At 64.8% G+C, this 16,843-nt stretch carries 13 protein-coding genes; 1 reads left to right on the top strand and 12 read right to left on the bottom strand.

Annotated elements, in window-relative coordinates:
• Positions 1-59 precede the first annotated feature (59 nt).
• From JJE66_RS26390 to JJE66_RS26375, 4 genes are all read right to left on the bottom strand, one after another.
• Positions 60-1,865, bottom strand: coding sequence for a chloride channel protein (locus JJE66_RS26390; RefSeq protein ID WP_246756532.1), 1,806 nt, complete (start codon positions 1,863-1,865; stop codon positions 60-62).
• Between the two features lie 203 nt (positions 1,866-2,068).
• The gene (locus tag JJE66_RS26385) at positions 2,069-3,334 is read right to left on the bottom strand and encodes an MFS transporter (RefSeq protein WP_200517377.1); all 1,266 of its coding nucleotides are present in this window, start codon (positions 3,332-3,334) and stop codon (positions 2,069-2,071) included.
• A 129-nt stretch (positions 3,335-3,463) separates the two neighbouring features.
• Positions 3,464-5,083, bottom strand: coding sequence for an inorganic phosphate transporter (locus tag JJE66_RS26380; RefSeq protein ID WP_200517376.1), 1,620 nt, complete (start codon positions 5,081-5,083; stop codon positions 3,464-3,466).
• Positions 5,084-5,168: 85 nt separating this feature from the next.
• Positions 5,169-6,680, bottom strand: a complete 1,512-nt coding sequence (locus JJE66_RS26375; protein WP_200517375.1) for a CYTH and CHAD domain-containing protein — start codon at positions 6,678-6,680, stop codon at positions 5,169-5,171.
• A gap of 189 nt (positions 6,681-6,869) precedes the next feature.
• Between JJE66_RS26375 and JJE66_RS26370 the strand changes: the two genes are divergently transcribed.
• A complete protein-coding gene (locus JJE66_RS26370) occupies positions 6,870-7,007 on the top strand; it encodes a hypothetical protein (RefSeq protein WP_200517374.1) in 138 nt (45 codons plus the stop codon).
• A gap of 88 nt (positions 7,008-7,095) precedes the next feature.
• Here JJE66_RS26370 and JJE66_RS26365 read toward each other — a convergent pair whose 3' ends face one another.
• The 8 genes from JJE66_RS26365 to JJE66_RS26330 all read right to left on the bottom strand — a co-directional run bounded on the left by JJE66_RS26365 (position 7,096) and on the right by JJE66_RS26330 (position 16,730).
• Positions 7,096-7,359, bottom strand: a complete 264-nt coding sequence (locus JJE66_RS26365; RefSeq protein WP_200517373.1) for an HGGxSTG domain-containing protein — start codon at positions 7,357-7,359, stop codon at positions 7,096-7,098.
• A complete protein-coding gene (locus JJE66_RS26360) occupies positions 7,356-7,958 on the bottom strand; it encodes a hypothetical protein (protein WP_200517372.1) in 603 nt (200 codons plus the stop codon). The genes JJE66_RS26365 and JJE66_RS26360 overlap by 4 nt, the downstream gene beginning before the upstream one ends.
• Before the next feature lie 457 nt (positions 7,959-8,415).
• The gene (locus tag JJE66_RS26355) at positions 8,416-9,180 is read right to left on the bottom strand and encodes an outer membrane protein (RefSeq protein WP_200517371.1); all 765 of its coding nucleotides are present in this window, start codon (positions 9,178-9,180) and stop codon (positions 8,416-8,418) included.
• 238 nt (positions 9,181-9,418) lie between these two features.
• Positions 9,419-11,959, bottom strand: coding sequence for a branched-chain amino acid ABC transporter ATP-binding protein/permease (locus JJE66_RS26350; protein ID WP_200517370.1), 2,541 nt, complete (start codon positions 11,957-11,959; stop codon positions 9,419-9,421).
• Positions 11,956-12,831 (bottom strand): branched-chain amino acid ABC transporter permease, encoded by an 876-nt coding sequence (locus JJE66_RS26345; protein WP_200517369.1) that lies wholly within the window; start codon positions 12,829-12,831, stop codon positions 11,956-11,958. Before JJE66_RS26345 ends, JJE66_RS26350 begins: the two co-directional genes overlap by 4 nt.
• Positions 12,832-12,913: 82 nt before the next feature.
• Positions 12,914-14,158 (bottom strand): ABC transporter substrate-binding protein, encoded by a 1,245-nt coding sequence (locus JJE66_RS26340; RefSeq protein ID WP_200517368.1) that lies wholly within the window; start codon positions 14,156-14,158, stop codon positions 12,914-12,916.
• Between the two features lie 145 nt (positions 14,159-14,303).
• Positions 14,304-15,239: an IclR family transcriptional regulator gene (locus tag JJE66_RS26335; RefSeq protein WP_200517367.1), complete on the bottom strand. Its 936-nt coding sequence runs from the start codon at positions 15,237-15,239 to the stop codon at positions 14,304-14,306.
• Between the two features lie 33 nt (positions 15,240-15,272).
• The gene (locus JJE66_RS26330) at positions 15,273-16,730 is read right to left on the bottom strand and encodes an aldehyde dehydrogenase family protein (RefSeq protein WP_200517366.1); all 1,458 of its coding nucleotides are present in this window, start codon (positions 16,728-16,730) and stop codon (positions 15,273-15,275) included.
• Positions 16,731-16,843 lie beyond the last annotated feature (113 nt).

The raw sequence follows: 16,843 nt of genomic DNA, 5'->3' as shown, positions 1-16,843 counted from the left end.
ACAAGAATCTAGAGCCCCGTTCCGATTCCATCGGAACGGAAAGGGCTCTAGAGCGCAGATCAATCCTCATAGCTGGCGATGACGGCATCCGCGATCACGCGCTTGGTGACGATACCGACGATGTCGTTCACGCGCGGGCGTGAGCCGCCGCGAAAGACGATCGCCGCACCGGCGCGGTGGCGACGCAGCCTGGCAAAGACGAGACTCAACAGGTCCTCGTCCCGGCAAACCACCAGCCGCCGTTCGGCGAAGGCTTCGACGAGAATGTCGGGGTTGGTGTGAGACGCGGCCCACAGGCCCGAACGCGGCGGGATAAGTCCCATGATCCGGCCGTCCCTTTCGACCACGATGGCGCGGGCGTCATCGATATCTTCCGCGGTCAGGGCCTGCTTCAGCGTCGTGCCGGCCGTGGCGACGATGAAACGCTGCTCCATGATGTCCTGGGCCTGCTTGACCAAATAGAGATTGATGTGCCGCTCCTTGGGAATGCGATGCCCGCGATGGCGCAGCTTGACGGTGTAGATCGTCTCGTTGACGAGCGCGCGCCGCACGCCGGCAGCCAGCGCGACCGCGACGATCACGGGAACGATGATCGCGTAGTCGCGGGTCATCTCGAACACCATGACGATCGCCGTCATCACGCCGCCGGTTCCGGCACCGACGATGGCCGCCATTCCGACGATGGCGGCGGAAGACGGCGTCAGCCCGGAATGCGGAAGGATCGAACTCGTCGCGGCAGCAAAAGCGGCGCCCAGGGTGGCGCCGAGGTAGAGCGACGGCGAGAAGATGCCGCCCGAGGCGCCGCAGCCGAGGCTCACGGTCGTTGCGATGAGCTTGAGTGCAAACAGCAGCGCGAGCAGGCCGGCTGTCGTCATCTTGTGGTCGAGAATGTCCTGGATGACCGAATAGCCGACGCCGTCGACGTAGGAGTGTCCGAAGGTGCGGGTGAGACCCACCATCATCAGGCCGATCACCGTCATGCCGAGAACGTTTTGGACATATTCGTTCTGCGCCAGCTTTGGAAATCCGTCCTCCATGAAAACGAGCACCCGGATGAAGGCCCAGGCCGCCACGCCGCACAACAATCCGAGCAGGACGAACGCGATCGCCTCCTGGATGTTGAACGAGGCGACCATCGGGAATTGAACGTCGGGCACGGCAAAGGCGGGGTCAGGGCCGATCAGGATGCGCCCGATCGTGGTCGCGGCCCCCGTCGCGACCACGACGGGAAGGAAAGTCCGGTTCGATACCTCCGGCAGAAGGATTTCAAGGGCGAACAAGACGCCGCCGAGCGGTGTGTTGAAGGTCGCGGCGATGCCTGCGCCGGCGCCGGCGGACAGCAGCGTGATCTTCTGCCGGGTCGAAAGTCCGAGGAACTGCGAGAAGGCCGAGCCGAGCGCCGAGCCGATTTGGATGATCGGCCCTTCGCGTCCGACGGCTGCACCGCTGCCGATCGATATCGCCGAAGCCAAAGCCTTGATCACCGCTACGGTGCCGCGAATGTTGCCGCGCTTGTAGAAGATCGCATCCATCACCTCGGGAACGCCATGGCCCTTGGCCTCCGGGGCAAAGCGCCTCACGAGAAAAACGACGATCAACCCGCCGATGATCGGCGCAAACAGGATGAGGTCGCCGAAGCGGCTGGCGCCTTCGCTGATATTGGCGTCGTACACCAGGCTCAATCGGCCATTGTAGAACAAATTGTGCACCAGCCCGATCAGGGCGCGAAACACCACGGCGCCCACGCCCGTCATCACGCCGATCACCAGCGCGAGGCCACAGAGCACGAGCAGGCTCACGCGCCGCTCCTCGGACAGCGGCTTGAGGCCGCTGGATGCAATCGGCTTGGCTGTTTCGGACATCATTGCTGCAGGCATTCGTATCACGGAAGAATGAGGGGAGGTGGGACCTCATTAGCAGGAAACTCCGCCATTCGAAAAGCGGGGTGACGCCCTTGATGGCTAATTGATGAGGCCTTTGTTCGTTTCGTGGCGGTGAGGGCCCTGGGGCTCGTCGCGCGCCGGGCTTCTGAACGAATTAGGAATTGCGGGAATGACGGCGCTCCGCCTTAGGTCTCTCCCTGCGCTTCCATCGCCGGCAATGTGCAAGCGAGGAAGATCACCACGCCCACCATCAGCGCAGCTGCCATGAACAGTAGCACCGTCGGCAGCCCCGCGAACGCCGCGACCGCGCCGGTGATCGACTGCATCAGGGCCGTGCCGAGGAAGAAGGCGAGGTTCACCGCCGCCAGCGCCCTGCCCGCGGTCTGCGCGTCGACCAGTTGCCGGCACATGCCGAACAGCAGCGGCTGAGCCGACGTCGCAAGGCCAATGAGCACGAACAGCACGAGATCATATTGCGGCGGCATGACGGGTACGCCGAACAGCCATGCAACCGCGTAACGCGGCGCGCCGAGCGCCATCAGCGCGACCAGCAGCGCCGCGACCGTGTGCGTGCCGGCCACGAGCTCACGGCGGCGGCCGACCTTGCGATCGATCAAGCCCATCAGCAGCGGGCCTGCGATCATCGCCAGCGTATACGCGCCGAGCTGGTTGCCGGCCTCGACCCGGGTCAATCCCTTGACCTGCATCAGCCATGGCCCGCCCCACAAGCCGCGCAGCACCAGCGAGGTCGCCAGCGACACCAGCGCCAGCGCGATCAGCCCGCGCAGCGGCCGCGACAGGCCGAGCCTGAGCACCTCGGTCATCTGCGACAGTGGCGAGGCATCGTCCTTGTGCTCGGCCTTCTGGTTCGGCACCAGCGCGAACACCGCAAGCGCCACCGCGATTGCGCCGAGTGCTGCGATCCAGAACCCGGCGCGCCAACCGTAGTGATCGACCACGAAGGCGAGCGGGCTCGACGACAACAGCATGCCGATATTGCCGATCGACAGGATCGCGCCCGACCACAGCCCGAAGCGGGTCGCTGACAATTGCTTGGCCGCCAGCGTCATCGGACACATCAGCATGCCCGAGGTCGCAATGCCCAGCAGCAATTGCCCGAACGCAAAGCTCGAAGGCCCCGTCGCTAAGCCGGACGCGATGGCGCCGACGATGGTGCCCGCAAGCAGGCTCAGCGACACCGGCCGCACGCCAAAACGGTCCATCGCCGCGCCGACCGGGATCTGCGAGGCCGCAAAGGCGAAATGATAGACCGAGGTGAGGCTCGCCAGCGCCTGCGGCTGCACGTGGAAATCCGCCGCCATCAGATCGAGGCTGAGCGCCGGGATCGTGCGCAGCAAGGTCGAGAGCATGTGCCCGCAGGCGAGCGCGACCAGCGCAAAGATCAGCGCGCGGGTGCCATGTCCCGCTTCATCATTGGCAACCGCACTCATCAGCGTCCCGTCCCGGCAAGGATTTTGGGTCGGGTTACATGATTGGGCGAGGCGTGCCAATGGCGGGAAGGGCAGCCCCCTTATTCCGGATTGAGGCCTTCGACGTGCGGTGACAAGCGGGCCCGCATCTCAGATCACAGCCCGAAAGACCAGATACAGGCATCCCGAGATAAGCATTGCGGCCGGCAGCGTCAGGATCCACGCCAGCACGATGTTCCTGATGGTGGCCGTTTGCAGCCCGGAGCCGTTCGCGGCCATGGTGCCGGCGACACCACTCGACAGGATGTGCGTGGTCGAAACCGGCATGCCGTAGAACTCGGCCCCCAGGATGGTGCCGGCGGCCACGATCTCGGCCGAGGCGCCTTGCGCGTAGGTCAGATGCTGCTTGCCGATGCGTTCGCCGACCGTCACGACGATTCGCCGCCAGCCGACCATGGTGCCAAGACCAAGCGCGATCGCGACCGAGACCTTGACCCAGGTCGGAATGAAGCGCGTGCCATGTTCGAGGTCGGTGCGATACTGTTTCAGAATCGCGCCGTCGGCCGCGTTGAAGCTGGCGCCGGCCTCCGGCAACAGGCGGACCGCGTCGGCCACCAGATACATGTCGTTGCGCATGTTCGCGGTGGCTGCGGCCGGGATGCGGCTGATCGAGCCATAGTTCTTGACCCCGTTGGCGATGTCATCGGACAGCGTGGCCAGCGCAGCGAACACCTCCGGGCGGTTCAAATTCCGGGTTTTCAGCGCATCACCGATCAGGCCTCGCGCGTCGCCGGGCTTGCCTTGTTGTGCACCTTGCGCATGCCCCGCGAAGACGGCCTTGGCTTTGCCGGTGACGTCGACGAACGCCGGCGTGCTCGAGTCCGGCATGGTTCGGTTCAGCGCATAGGCGGTCGGCGCCACGCCGATCAGGATCAGCATGATCAGTCCCATGCCCTTCTGGCCGTCGTTGCCGCCATGCGCAAAGGACACGCCGGTGCAGGTGAGGATCAGGATGCCGCGAATCCACCATGGCGTCTTGCCCTTGGGCTCCTCGTAGAGCTTTCGCACGGGAACGATCACCTTCAGCAGGAGCAGCAGCAGTGCGGACAGGACGAAGCCGACGACCGGGCTGAACAGCAGCGCCTTGCCAACGCTGATCGCCTGCGACCAGTCGACGCCCGACGTGGCCCGGCCTGCTGGCGCGACGAGTTGATTGGCGAGCCCGACGCCCATGATCGAGCCGATCAGGCAGTGCGAGGAACTGTTCGGGATGCCCATCGACCACGTCGCCAGATTCCAGATGATGGCGGCAATCAACAGAGCGAAGATCATGGCGTAGCCGGCGGTGCTGCCGACCTGGAGGATCAGGTCGACCGGCAGCAGCGTGATGACGCTGTAGGCGACCGCCCCGGTGGAGACGAGAACGCCGAGGAAGTTGAACACGCCCGACCAGATCACGGCCGTGAGGGGTGGCAGACTGTGGGTATAAATGACGGTCGCCACGGCATTGGCTGTGTCGTGAAAGCCGTTCACGAACTCGAAGCCGAGCGCAATCATGAGGGCGACGCCCAGAAGAAGCAGCACGCTGATCGCAAGCGGTTCGCCGACGTTGTGCGTATCCGTGAAGATGCCGTACGCGGCGTAACCGATCCCGCTGACGAGGAAGAGCAGAAACACCGCGACCACGCTCACATGCGGCTTCCGGTGCAGGTCGGGTTTGGCGGCGGTTTGCGAATCCAGCCGTGCATCGTTCAGCGCGAGATCAGACATGTGTTTTGCTCATCAGGCAGACATTCGGAATCGCTGTTCGGAGCGCAGAGTCACGCGAGAGGCTCGCACCTGTTCAAAATCACGCTCACGTGCTGGGCTCGACGCGCAAGGGCCGCAGCCGATGAAGTTGCCTGGCGGCCTTCCTCATCAGGCGGTTGGCCGCTTCGCGTTCCTGGCCGACGATGAAGCCGGACGCAAAGGCCTGGGCGCGCCGGTTCGCGCGCGGAGCTGTCAATGCGGCCTCCGCGGCCAGCTCGCGATGCGTCATGAAATCGTTCAACGATCCCAGCGCGGACTGGATCTGTTTCAAGAGATCGGAAAGGCTCGCGAGGGCCGTCTGGTCGCGATCCCGATAGAGGCTTTTGAAGAAGTCGACGGCGTAGCGGATTTTCTTCACCTTGATCCGCAGCTTGTGACGCTGCATCGGATCGAGCTGGTCGAGATGCTTGCCTTGCTTGCGCACCTTCTTGATCCGATGCTCGAGCACCGCGGCTGCATAAGGTGCAATCGACTGATCGCCCTCGGCGCGGGGCCGTCCGGTCTCGATCCACTCGAGCACGTCGATCAGCAGGCGGCGGTAGCGGGCCGAGGCAACGGCGTCGCGGGCGCGTCCGAAGGCCTCCTTGCGCTGTGCGGAGAATTTCTGGCCGAGCGCGCGCGCGCCGCGTCTGGGCACGCCGCGTCCGGCAACCGGTCGAACGCTCTCCTTCAGGAACACGTCGAGCTCCCGCGCCGGCGCAAGCTCACCGGTCAGCCATTTCAGTTCAGCCTTGATCCGCGCGGTGCCGGCTCGGGGCAGAATGTCGTCGAACAGCGAGATGGCGGCCCGCAGCCGCCGCAAACCGACTCGCATCTGATGGACCGCCTCGGAATCCTCCGCCCGCACCGCATCTGCATTCGCCGTGAAGTGACGGAAGGTCGAACGCCCGATCGTGCGGAAGGCGTCATGCGGCGAGAGCTCGTGACCAAGCGTGATCGGCTCGGCACGCTGCGCGTCCGCACCGTCCCCCGCGACAAGCTGAAAACCTCTCTCGGATTTGGAGTGCAGATCGAGTTCGGCTCCCGTTCTGCGCTCGAGATCCCGCGCCAGCCGGAACAGATCAGCCGCACGTCCGGACTTCAGTTCCAGCTCGACTTCGGCAATGGGACTGGAGCGGCGGCCGGCCCCGATTCGGCCACGGTCGACCGCGATCTCGACTCGGCTTTTCCGCACGCGCCTCGTCTGGGCCGTGCGATGCACGTCGGTCTGGAACACCGGTCTTAGCTTGCGTGGAAGTTTTTTGCTGGCGACGTCGTCGAGCGGTGTCTTCCTGGTCTTTTTGAGATCAGGCCGTTTGCCAGCGACCTCGTTCTCCCATTCGCCGCGTGTCATGCCGCCCGCGCCGCTTGCTTTCACGGTCTGGACATAGCGATCGTCGATCTTGCGGACCCGAAGCGTGAGACCATGTCGCCTGAGCTTCTGCTTATTCGTATCGTAGTAGGTCGACAGCAGCGTCTGGTCAGACCGATTGCCGCGCCCAGGTGATGCGCCATTCCGCAGCACGGAGGACAACTTTGCTGGCGTAACGTGGAATTTCAGTTCCGTTTCCGTCGTCATGGGAGGCTTCCGTTGTGGCATTCAAAGCGGTGCAACGGCGAGAAGTTCCGATGTCGACGAACATTCCAGCATGGAATCGTCGCAGGAAAAGGGAGCGTTGAAGCAGGGTTCGCCGTCATGAAAACTTCACGGAACTGGACGACCCGGCCATCACTTGGGAATCCCAGCAGAACGGCGGAGGATCATCCCTTGAGCAGCAAGAACGCGATTGCGATCGTCGTCATCGTCCTGGTGCTGGCCGGCGGCGCCATGGCGCTTTATCGTCTGGACACGGGCCAGGGTACCCGGACGAGCCCGTCGATCGCCGCCAAGACGGCGTCGGACTGAACAAGACAGCGTCGGACTGACGGCAATCCCGCGAACTGGGGCGTGCTGGCCGTTAGACTCCGTGGCCCGCACCGAAGCCGGGTTCGATTTAGCTCAAGTCGCGCAGCAAAGCCTCCGCCTCACTCAGCACGGCGCGAACAAACTTCCGTTCATCGATGGCCTCACTGGTAAAGAAGCCGTGCTTGACGGCATTGTTGTTTCCAAATGGCGCCCCCGATCCCGCTGCTCCGCCGTGCATGCGGCAACGCGTCCTGCCGCGCAGCGCCGGCGCCCGGCAGGTTTCACCGTTGCGTGTCTGCGCGCCGCAGCGCGGGCTCGCCTGCATCGGGCCGGTGTTGCGGGCGTGGCTCATGCGGTGACCGCCGCCGCGTCCGTCCGGCCCGGCTGGGCAGCAATCAGGCTCGTGTGTTGCGTGAAGTTGCCGACAACCGCCTTGCCGCCATCCTGCACCGACAAATTCTGCACCGTGATCGCACACGCACCACTGCTGCGATGACGGTTCAGGGCTTCCATCTGGGCTGCGTAGGTGCGGGCCAGCCGAGTCAGTGCGCGCGTGAGGCTCTCCTGCTGCGGCACGTCGTCGGTGCAGGCGAGGCGGCAGGCGCATCGCATCGACGCGACGTGAATGCTCACCATCTGCGCCGCCAGCATGGCCTCGAGCGAGTCCTTCGGGGCGACGCTCTTCAGCATCGAGACCATGAAGGCGAGATTGCCCTGGTCGGGCCTGCGCGCGACCACGCTGGCTTTCACCAGCTGGCTGAGCAGGCCATGCAGCGCGTCGCGGTCCACGGCGCCGAGCGCCTCGGCCAGCAGCTTTTCGCCGGTGCGCGGATCGGGATGGTCGATGACAATGCGCCTGCGGCGGAGTTTTACCTTCGGGCTCGCGATGAGGGCGGCACGATCATTGGCGGCGATGGGCATGGTTTCGTTGCTCGTCAGGGACGTCGTCATGCGATGTGTCCTTTGCCGGCGCAGGCACGAGGCCTCGCTGCGAGCGAAGCCGATTGTGCATCTGCTGAGCGGCGCTTGAGATTCTCAGATGTCGATGAGAGGTTTACGCGCACGGCCGGGTCGAGCACCCCAGACGGGGGCGGCGGTGGACACCGGCGATTGTCGCGATGATGCCATCGTGCACCTGTTTTGCCCGACGTGTCAAACGGATTTTCGGGATTCGCGAAATCGCGTTCGCGCAACTCCTTGTTCCGACTGGCGTCGGCTATCGTGCATGGGGTCGTTTTCGCGGTCTTGTCTGGATGCCGGCATTCACCTGCCGTGCGACGGAATGCCCAGCATGGCGCACACGGAAACGCGATTGCGGAATCTGATGCGGCCGCTAATCATGATTGGCGAACGTGTTGCATCGACGGCGCGTCGAACACGACACGCCGTCGACCGGTCAACAGATCAATCAGTATTTGGCAACGAGCGGGGCAAGGCCGGTGTTGAAGCGCCGTTTCACGCCGAGCATGACGGTTTGCATGTTCTGCCGGACGCTGACCGGGAACATGGGGGTGCCGGCGCATGCTGGGTTGCCGGAGCAGTTCAGGGTGTAGCCGTTCGTTCCAAAGTCGAAATAGTTGTACTCGGCCGTCAACGACAGGTTCGGCAGCAGCGCATACTCGAAGCCGCCACCGACCACGAATCCCGCCACGTCGCGCGAGCCCTTGAAATCAATCGCAAGGGCGGCGAAATCGGTCTGAGTAAACTGATGGTTGAAGTGGGCGAAGGCGGCGCCGCCCTTGGCGTAGAACAGCACGCGGTCGAAGGCGTAGCCGATGCGGCCCGTCGCGGTGGCGACGCGATCGAGCTGGGTCGTCAGCAGGAAGCCAACGGCAGCACCCGGCATCAAGGTCGCCGTGGTGTCCTTTATGTCGGCCCAGTCGAACCGGCCTTCGACGCCGACCACGAGGGCGCCGACCTGATAGTCGCAGCCGCCCTGCACGCCGGCGAGCCAGCCGCTGTTGTGATCGGCATTGAATGTCAGCCCTGCGATGGGCTGCTGCTCGTTCACCCCGCGGCCGCCGCCGCCATTGCCGCCGATATAGCAGCCGGTCCAGGAAAACGCCGGAGCCGCGGGTGCCGCCTTGTACGGCATCGACACGTCCGCCGCCATGGCAGAGGTGAACGTCAAAGCTGCAAGCGCAATGGCGCCGGAAATGGTTTTGATGGTCATGGGGGAATCTTCCTTCGACGAACGACTGAGGCTTGGAACGTGCGAGCCGGGATCGCGTCCAGGTGAACAGCTCATCACGTGAGCTGCTCGACTTGGCTACCGATTCACATTATCCGGCAGGCCACTCGGCGGCTGTAACCAGCGGGCCACAGCAGAAATAACCACCACTGCGGGTTGCGACATTTCACGGAGGCTGACGCGACAAGAAAAATCGAAAATGAAAAATCGGGGAATGTCGCTAGAGCCAAAGGATCTGCTTGCGATAGCCGAGATCGTCGAGCAGCGGCGCCGCCGGTCCCTGGTGGAATACGGCGCCGCGCTCGAGCGCGAAGACGCGATCGGCGAGCGCCAGCACGAGGTCGAGATTGTGCTCGACGATCACGATCGACATGTGTCGGCGGAGCGCATCGAACACCTTGAACAGCTCCAGCGTCACGGCCGGCGCGAGGCCCTCGAAGGGCTCGTCGAGCAGCAGCAGGCGGACATTGCCCGACATGGCGCGGGCGACCGCGACCATCTGCTGCTCGCCGCCGGACAGATAGTCGGCCGCGATGTTCATCCGCTCCTTCAGGCGCGGGAAGTAGCTGAGGATCTGTTCCTCGTCCCAGACCACGCCGTCGCTGCCGTCGGTCTTGCGCGCCAGACGCCCGAGCGCGAGGTTCTCGCGCACGGTCATGCCGGCGAACAGGCCGCGGCCCTGCGGCACATAGCCGATGCCACGGCGGGCGATGTCGGGCGCGGGAAGCCTTGCGATATCCGCGCCGCCATATTCGATGGTGCCCGATGCCGCAGGGACGAGGCCGGCAACGGTCTTGAGCAGCGTCGATTTGCCGGCGCCGTTGCGCCCGAGGAGCGCGACGATCTCGCCCTCGCGCACGTCGAGCGCGGCGTCGTTGAGGATGTGGCTCTTGCCGTAGAAGGTGTTGACGCGCTCGAGCCGCAGCACGGTCTCGTGCGCGCCGGCCTCCGCGTCGGTGCGTCGATGCTCGACGGCGGGGATGCCCTTGCCGGTATAGATCTCCTGCACGCGCAGATCGGCCCGCACTGCGCTGGGGCAGGCGGACATCAGCACCTCGCCCTGGTTCATCACGGTGACGATTTGCGAGAAGCCGAGCACGCGGTCGATGTCGTGCTCGACGATCAGCACGGGAATGTTCGCCGCGATGTTCTTGACGAGGTTCGACACCCGCTCGCGCTCGGCGGCGGCAAGGCCCGCGAGCGGTTCGTCGAGCAGCAGCACCTGCGGTTTCGAGCCGAGCGCGATGCCGAGATCGACCAGCCGCTGCCCGCCATAAGAAAGCTCGCCGCCCTCGATCGCCTCGATACCCTCGAGGCCGAGGAATTTTGTCAGCGCGGCCGTCTCGGCATGGATCTCGGGATATGCGTCGACGTCGTTCCAGATGTTGAAGCGCATGGCGCGACGCGCTTGCAGCGACAGACGCAAATTCTCGTAGATGGTCAGCCCGCGAAACAGGTTTGTGATCTGGAACGAGCGCGCCAGCCCCTGGTGACAGACGGCATTGGCCGGCACGCCGGCGATGTCGCGTCCCCTCAGGCGGATCGTACCCTGGTCGGGCGCGTAGAGGCCGGAGACGAGATTGAACAGCGTGGTCTTGCCGGCGCCGTTCGGCCCGATCAGCGCGTGGATCTCACCGGCGGCAACGGTGAGACTCGCATTCTCCACGGCGTGAATGCCGCCGAACCTTCGCGACACGCCGCTGACCTCCAGCACCGTGCCCTTCAACGCCTCCGGTCGCAGAAAGTCCGGCAGCGGCAGGCCGTCATAGATCTTGCGCCGGCTCATCGCAGCCGTCTCTTCCGCTGGCGGACGGAAGCGGCGCATGAGCAGCGAACCGATGCCGACAAGGCCGCCAGGCGAATACATCACGAAGGCCACGAAGGTGAGGCCGAACCAGAACAGCCAGTCCGACGTCCAGATCGAGAACAGCTCTCGGAACAGGATGAAGAACACCGCGCCAAGTGCGGGCCCCAACAGGCTGCGCATGCCGCCGATCACGACCATCGCCAGCAGCTCGCCGGCGAACGGCACCGAGACGGCTTCGGCGGAAACGAGATAGTTCAGGAATGCGATCAGCGCGCCGGCGACGCCGGTGACGACGGCTGAGATCACGAACACCGCGAGCTTGTAGCGCTCGACCGGATAGCCCTGAAAGCTCGCCCGCAACTGGTTCTCGCGGATCGCCACCAGCACATGCCCGAACGGCGAGCGCACCAGGCGCATCAGAACGTAGAGCACGGCCAGCCCGATCGCCGCGACCACGACGTAATAGTTGAGCGCGCTGTCGAAGCTGATGGGGCCGATGCCGCCGCGCTTCAGCCCGCCAAGCCCGTCCTCGCCCCCGGTCAGGCTCGTCCAGCGGAAAGCGGTGGTGTAGACGAGGGCGGCCAGCGCCAGCGTCAGCAGCGAGAAATAGACGCCGCGCCGGCGCAGGATCAGCATCCCGATCACGGCCGATGCGATCGCGACGACGAGCATCGATCCCAATAGCGGCAGCCAGATCTCGCCCGGGAAGAAGTGCAGCTGGATCAGGCCAGCCGCATAGGCGCCGATGCCGAACCAGGTGCTGTGGCCGAACGAGACGAGGCCGGTGTAACCGATGCAGAGATTGAGCCCCATCGCCGCGATGGCGAGGCCGAGCATCCAGGTGCCGGTGTTGAGCGACAGGCCGAGCGCGCGCAGCAGGAACGGCAGTGCGATCACCGCGACTATCGCGATCAGCAGCGGCCTCAGCCTGTCGATGGTCGAAGCATTTCTCATTCGAACTTCTCGATGCGTTCGCCGAGCAGGCCGCGCGGGCGCACCAACAGCACCACGAACATCAGGATGTAGATCGAGGCTTCGCCGGCCGCCGGCTCGAAATGAATGGCGATGCCGCGCACGACGCCGACGAGAAGCGCCGCAATGATGACGCCCCAGAAGCTGCCGAGGCCACCGATCACGACCACCACGAAGGCGATCGTCATGATGTCTGCGCCCATCGCGGGGTGCACGGTCGTGATCGGTGCGAAGAACGCCCCGCCGAGCGCCGCGAGACCGACGCCGAGCATCACGACCGCCGTCATGTAGGGCTGGAGGCGGATGCCAAGTGCTGCGACCATGTCCGGCCGCTGGATGCCGGCGCGCACCACGCGTCCGAACGAGGTCTTGTGCAGCAGCAGCCAGACGCAGACCAAAATCGCAGCCACCACGGCGAGGATCAGCAGGCGATAGCGCGAGAACAGGAAGTCGCCGACGATGACCGAGCCGCGAAAACTCTGCGGGATTTCGGTCGACACGGGTGCGGCGCCCCAGATCATGCGGATCGCCTGCTCGGCAACCATCGCCAGCCCAAAGGTCACGAGCAGGCTGAGGATCGGATCAGCCGTATAGAAACGCCGCAGGATGAAGCGCTCGAACAGGATGCCGAGCAGCGCGACCGCGAGCGGCGAGATCACCACGGCGGGGCCGAAGCCGAGGCGTTGCGTCAACTCGACGCAGACATAAGCGCCGAGCGCATAGAACGCCCCATGCGCGAGATTGACGATGCCGCCGACGGAGAAGATCAGCGACAGCCCGAGCGCGATGAGCAGGTAATAGCCCCCGAGCACGAGGCCATTCACCACCTGTTCCAGCAGGAACTCAAGCTGCATGTTGCGTCCGTTGTCTTTGATAAACAACGGCGCCGGCTTGGCCGGCGCCGTTGACGCCTATCGGCTCTACCGCGTGTGCGCGTCAGGCCTTCATCTGGCAGGGATTCTGTTCCTTGGTCGGATAGATGGTCTCCAGCGGTTCGTTCGCCGCCGGCACCGCATCGCCGAGCACCAACATGTCCCACTGGTCCTTCATCTGGTCCTTCGGCTTGACCGTGAACGGATAGGCCTCCTGCACCAGCTGGTGATCCCAGGAGCGGAAGTACGCCTTGCGTGCCTTGCCGATGTCGAACTGCGCCTGCTTCTCGAAATACGCGATCAGCTCGTTACTGTCGGTGGATTTGGTGGTGTTGATCGCTTCCGCCAGCAGCTTCAGCGTGACGTAGTCGATCCAGGCGTGGTTCTCCGGCGGCTTGCCGTATTTCTTGCTGAAGGCCGCGACGAAGGCTTTCGATGTGGGATTGTCCAGCGTGTGATACCAGACCGTCGGCCAGGTGCCGCTGAGATTGCCCGCGCCCGCGGCCCAGGCATCGCCGGTATTGAGGTTGAAGCCGACCAGCGGATAGGGGAAACCGAACTCGGCATATTGCTTGACCAGGTTTGTCACCTGGTTGCCGGCGAGATTGCAGCAGACGACGTCGGGCTTGGCCTGCCGGACCTTCAGCAGATACGGGCTGAAATCGGTGACGTCGGTTGCGATCAGCTCGTCGCCGATCAGGTTGGCGTCATGGGCGGCAAAGAAGGTCTTTGCCGCCTTCAGCAGGTCGTGGCCGAAGATGTAGTCGGCGGTGAGCGTGAAGAACTTCTTCCCCTTCACCATGCCCTTCTGCATCAGCGCGGTGCCGACCGCATTGACCATCACCGTGTTCGGGATGTCGCAGTGGAAGGAGTATTTGTTGCAATCCTTGCCGCGCAGCGCGTCCGAGCGGGCGCCGGTCGAGAAGAACACCTTCTTGTTGCGCTCGGCGACCTGCATGATGGTGAGCGAGGAGGCCGACGAGATCTCGCCGAGCAGCAGCACCGCGCCGTCCTGCTCCAGCATGCGCTGGGCCTTGGTCGCGGCGGTCGCCGGATTGATCGAGTCTTCGGAGAGCAGGTCGATCTGCTTGCCGAGAATGCCGCCGGACGCGTTGATCTCGTCGGCGGCGAGCTTCACGCCGAGCTGGGCGTAGCCGCCGATCACGCCGAGAAAGCCGGTGAGCGGTGTCAGGTGCCCGATCCTGATCTTCTCGGTCTGGGCGCGCACGATCGCCGGAAATCCCAGCGCCGAGGCGCCGGTAAACGCGGCGCTCGCCTTCAACAATGTGCGTCGGCTGTAGCGGGTCATCGTCAGGTCCTCCTCCCGGGGTGCATCGGCGGTCTCCCTTCAATCTCGGCTATGCGATATTGTGAGAGACCTTTTTTTAATGCTGGAGGATAATCCCGAACGCCGTCGCCGGTGTCAACCGGCAAAATCACCGCTTGCGCGCGAGTTAGACTTTTTTCGCAGCCGTCCTGCTCGTGGCGTCCTTCGCACCGAACTCGGCGGATAGACGATTGGCGGCAGCCAGCACGACTTGCGCGCTCGCGTGCAACGCCTGGTTGGACAGCCGCCAGATCGGGCCGGAGATGCCGAGCGCGCCGATCACCTGTCCCGTGAAATCGGTGACGGGCACGGCGACGCAGCGGACTTCGGCGTTGAATTCGCCGTCGTCGAAGGCAATTCCGGTGCGCTGCACCTCGGCGATCTCGTGCACGAGCACGTCGACATCGGTGATGGATTTGGGCGTCGACGGCTTCAACTCGGCCCGCGCGATGAAACGCTTGAGCTGCTCGGGCCGGAGCGAGGCCAGGATGATCTTGCCGAGCGCGGTGCAATGGGCCGGCCGCACGACGCCGACGCGGTCGGTCAATTGGAACGCACCGGGCCCGCTGGTGCGCGCGATGACGACGACCGCATCGCCCATCCGCACGGCAAAATGGCTGCTTTCGCTGGTCTCGCGCGAGAGATCCTCGAGCACGGGCGTTGCGACATTCACCATCTCGATCTCGTCCAGGGCGCTCGCCGCAAGCGCAAACAGGGGACGCCCGACGCGGTAGCGCTTGTTGTCCTTTTCCTGGCGGAGATAGCCGAGCGAGACCAGAGTCTTCGCCAGATGAAAAGTGGTCGAGTTGTGCAGGCCGACGAGCTTGCTCAATTCCGCAAGGCCAATCCCTTCGCGATGGCGCGCTACTTCCTCGAGGATCGAGAAGGCACGGCCCAGCGACTGGACGCCGCCGCCGCGCTGCCGGTCCTCGGCCTCGTCGCCGGCATCGGCTTGCGGCCGCGGGACCAGTTCTGCGATCGCGGCCTTGCGCGGGCTCGCCTGCTTCTCGCTGGTCTTCTCGTTCGGCTTTTCGCTGGCCTTGGGTGTGGTGCGCGGTCTCAAGGAAGAGGCCCCCTTCTCGTAGCGGTCGTGGCTCTAGTAATTGAACAGTACCATGCGTTCCTCGGTCATGTCGCGGATGGCGTAGCGCGGCCCCTCGCGGCCGATGCCGGAATCCTTGACCCCGCCATAGGCGAGCTGATCGGTCCGCCAGGTCGAAGAGCCGTTGATGATGACGCCGCCGGTGCGCAAGGCGCGCACGGCGCGAATCGCAAGCGCGGTGGAGGCGGTGAAGATGCCGGTCTGCAGCCCGAACCGGCTCTCGCTGACCGTACGAAATACGTTCTCCACATCATCATAAGGGCACAGGCTGATGACCGGCCCGAACACCTCGTCGCAGACGACCTTCATCTCGGGCTTCGCACCCGCGATCACCGTCGGCTCGATCTGCGCGCCGTGGCGCTTGCCGCCGGTCAGCACCTTGGCGCCGCCGCCTGTTGCCTCTGCGATCCAGGATTCGACGCGCCGCGCGGCGGCCTCGTCGATCAGCGTGCCGACGTCGGTTGCGGGATCGAGGGGATCGCCGAGCTTGAGCTTTCTGACCTCGGCGACGACAAGGTCGACGAACTCCTCGTAGCGGCTGCGGTGCACATAAACCGTCTGTACGGAGATGCAGCTCTGGCCGGCGAGCCGCATCGAATTGCGGGCGCAGACCGGGGCGGCATCCGCGATATTCGCGTCGGCGTGGACGATGGTGACGCCATTGCCGCCGAGCTCGAGCGCGACGCGGCGCAGGCCGGAGGCGGCCTTGATCTGGGCGCCAGCGCGCGGCGAGCCGGTGAAGGTGACGAAGTCGACGCGGGGGTCGCGGACCAGCGCCGGGCCGACGATGTCGCCGTAGAGCACGTTCAGCGCGCCCGCCGGCGTACCCGCGTCGACGAAGATTTTTGCGAGCTCGTGGATCACGCCGGGCGATTGCGGAGGCGCCTTCAGCACCAGCGCGTTGCCGGCTGCGATGGCGGGCGCGATCTTGTGGCAGGCGAGGTTGACCGGGGCGTTGAACGGCGTGATGCCGGCGATCACGCCGACCGGAAAGCGCAGCATGAAGCAGATCTTTCCGGCGCCCATGGCGCTGGCGTCGAGCGGGATGTGTTCGCCCTCGATCCGCACCGCCTCTTCCGCCGACAGCGACAGCGTATCCTGGGAGCGGACGATCTCGGCCTTGGCGTCCTTGATGGCCTTGCCGGTCTCGCGCGACATGATCTCGGCGATGCGATCGGCGCGCTCGACGAGCAGGTTGCCGGCGCGGCGAAGCAGCGTGGCCCGCTCGTATGCCGGCATGGCCGCGATGACGGATTTCGCCGCGACGGCGGCATTCAGGGCGGCGTCGAGTTCGGCGAGGCTCGAGCTCGGCGCGTGCGCGACGATGGTGGTGCGATAGGGATCGCGCACGGCATAGACGTCCCTGGCCGCGCGCCACTCGCCGCCGATCAGCATCGGAATTTCGGCGGGCGCGGCAACCGCAGCGGATGTCTCGGCGGAAATGGCGCTCATGCGGACCTCCCGGGGTGGCGACGGCGTTGGTCTTGTATCGAGGCGGGCCCGTCCACCGTCCGCGGCAATCTACCACAATATAAATTGACGTACAGCATTATGAGAAATAGGGT

The sequence above is a fragment of the Bradyrhizobium diazoefficiens genome (genome assembly GCF_016612535.1).
Taxonomy (GTDB): Bacteria; Pseudomonadota; Alphaproteobacteria; order Rhizobiales; family Xanthobacteraceae; genus Bradyrhizobium; species Bradyrhizobium diazoefficiens_C.
This window is presented reverse-complemented; position numbering and strand designations above follow the sequence as displayed.

What these genes read in the sequence shown, in the direction of transcription:
- JJE66_RS26375 (WP_200517375.1), bottom strand. Translation starts at nt 6,680, where the DNA reads ATGACGACGGAAACGGAACTGAAATTCCACGTTACGCCAGCAAAGTTG.
- JJE66_RS26345 (WP_200517369.1), bottom strand. Translation starts at nt 12,831, where the DNA reads ATGCAGCTTGAGTTCCTGCTGGAACAGGTGGTGAATGGCCTCGTGCTC.
- JJE66_RS26385 (WP_200517377.1), bottom strand. Translation starts at nt 3,334, where the DNA reads ATGAGTGCGGTTGCCAATGATGAAGCGGGACATGGCACCCGCGCGCTG.
- JJE66_RS26355 (WP_200517371.1), bottom strand. Translation starts at nt 9,180, where the DNA reads ATGACCATCAAAACCATTTCCGGCGCCATTGCGCTTGCAGCTTTGACG.
- JJE66_RS26330 (WP_200517366.1), bottom strand. Translation starts at nt 16,730, where the DNA reads ATGAGCGCCATTTCCGCCGAGACATCCGCTGCGGTTGCCGCGCCCGCC.
- JJE66_RS26360 (WP_200517372.1), bottom strand. Translation starts at nt 7,958, where the DNA reads ATGACGACGTCCCTGACGAGCAACGAAACCATGCCCATCGCCGCCAAT.
- JJE66_RS26340 (WP_200517368.1), bottom strand. Translation starts at nt 14,158, where the DNA reads ATGACCCGCTACAGCCGACGCACATTGTTGAAGGCGAGCGCCGCGTTT.
- JJE66_RS26380 (WP_200517376.1), bottom strand. Translation starts at nt 5,083, where the DNA reads ATGTCTGATCTCGCGCTGAACGATGCACGGCTGGATTCGCAAACCGCC.
- JJE66_RS26350 (WP_200517370.1), bottom strand. Translation starts at nt 11,959, where the DNA reads ATGAGAAATGCTTCGACCATCGACAGGCTGAGGCCGCTGCTGATCGCG.
- JJE66_RS26365 (WP_200517373.1), bottom strand. Translation starts at nt 7,359, where the DNA reads ATGAGCCACGCCCGCAACACCGGCCCGATGCAGGCGAGCCCGCGCTGC.
- JJE66_RS26390 (WP_246756532.1), bottom strand. Translation starts at nt 1,865, where the DNA reads ATGATGTCCGAAACAGCCAAGCCGATTGCATCCAGCGGCCTCAAGCCG.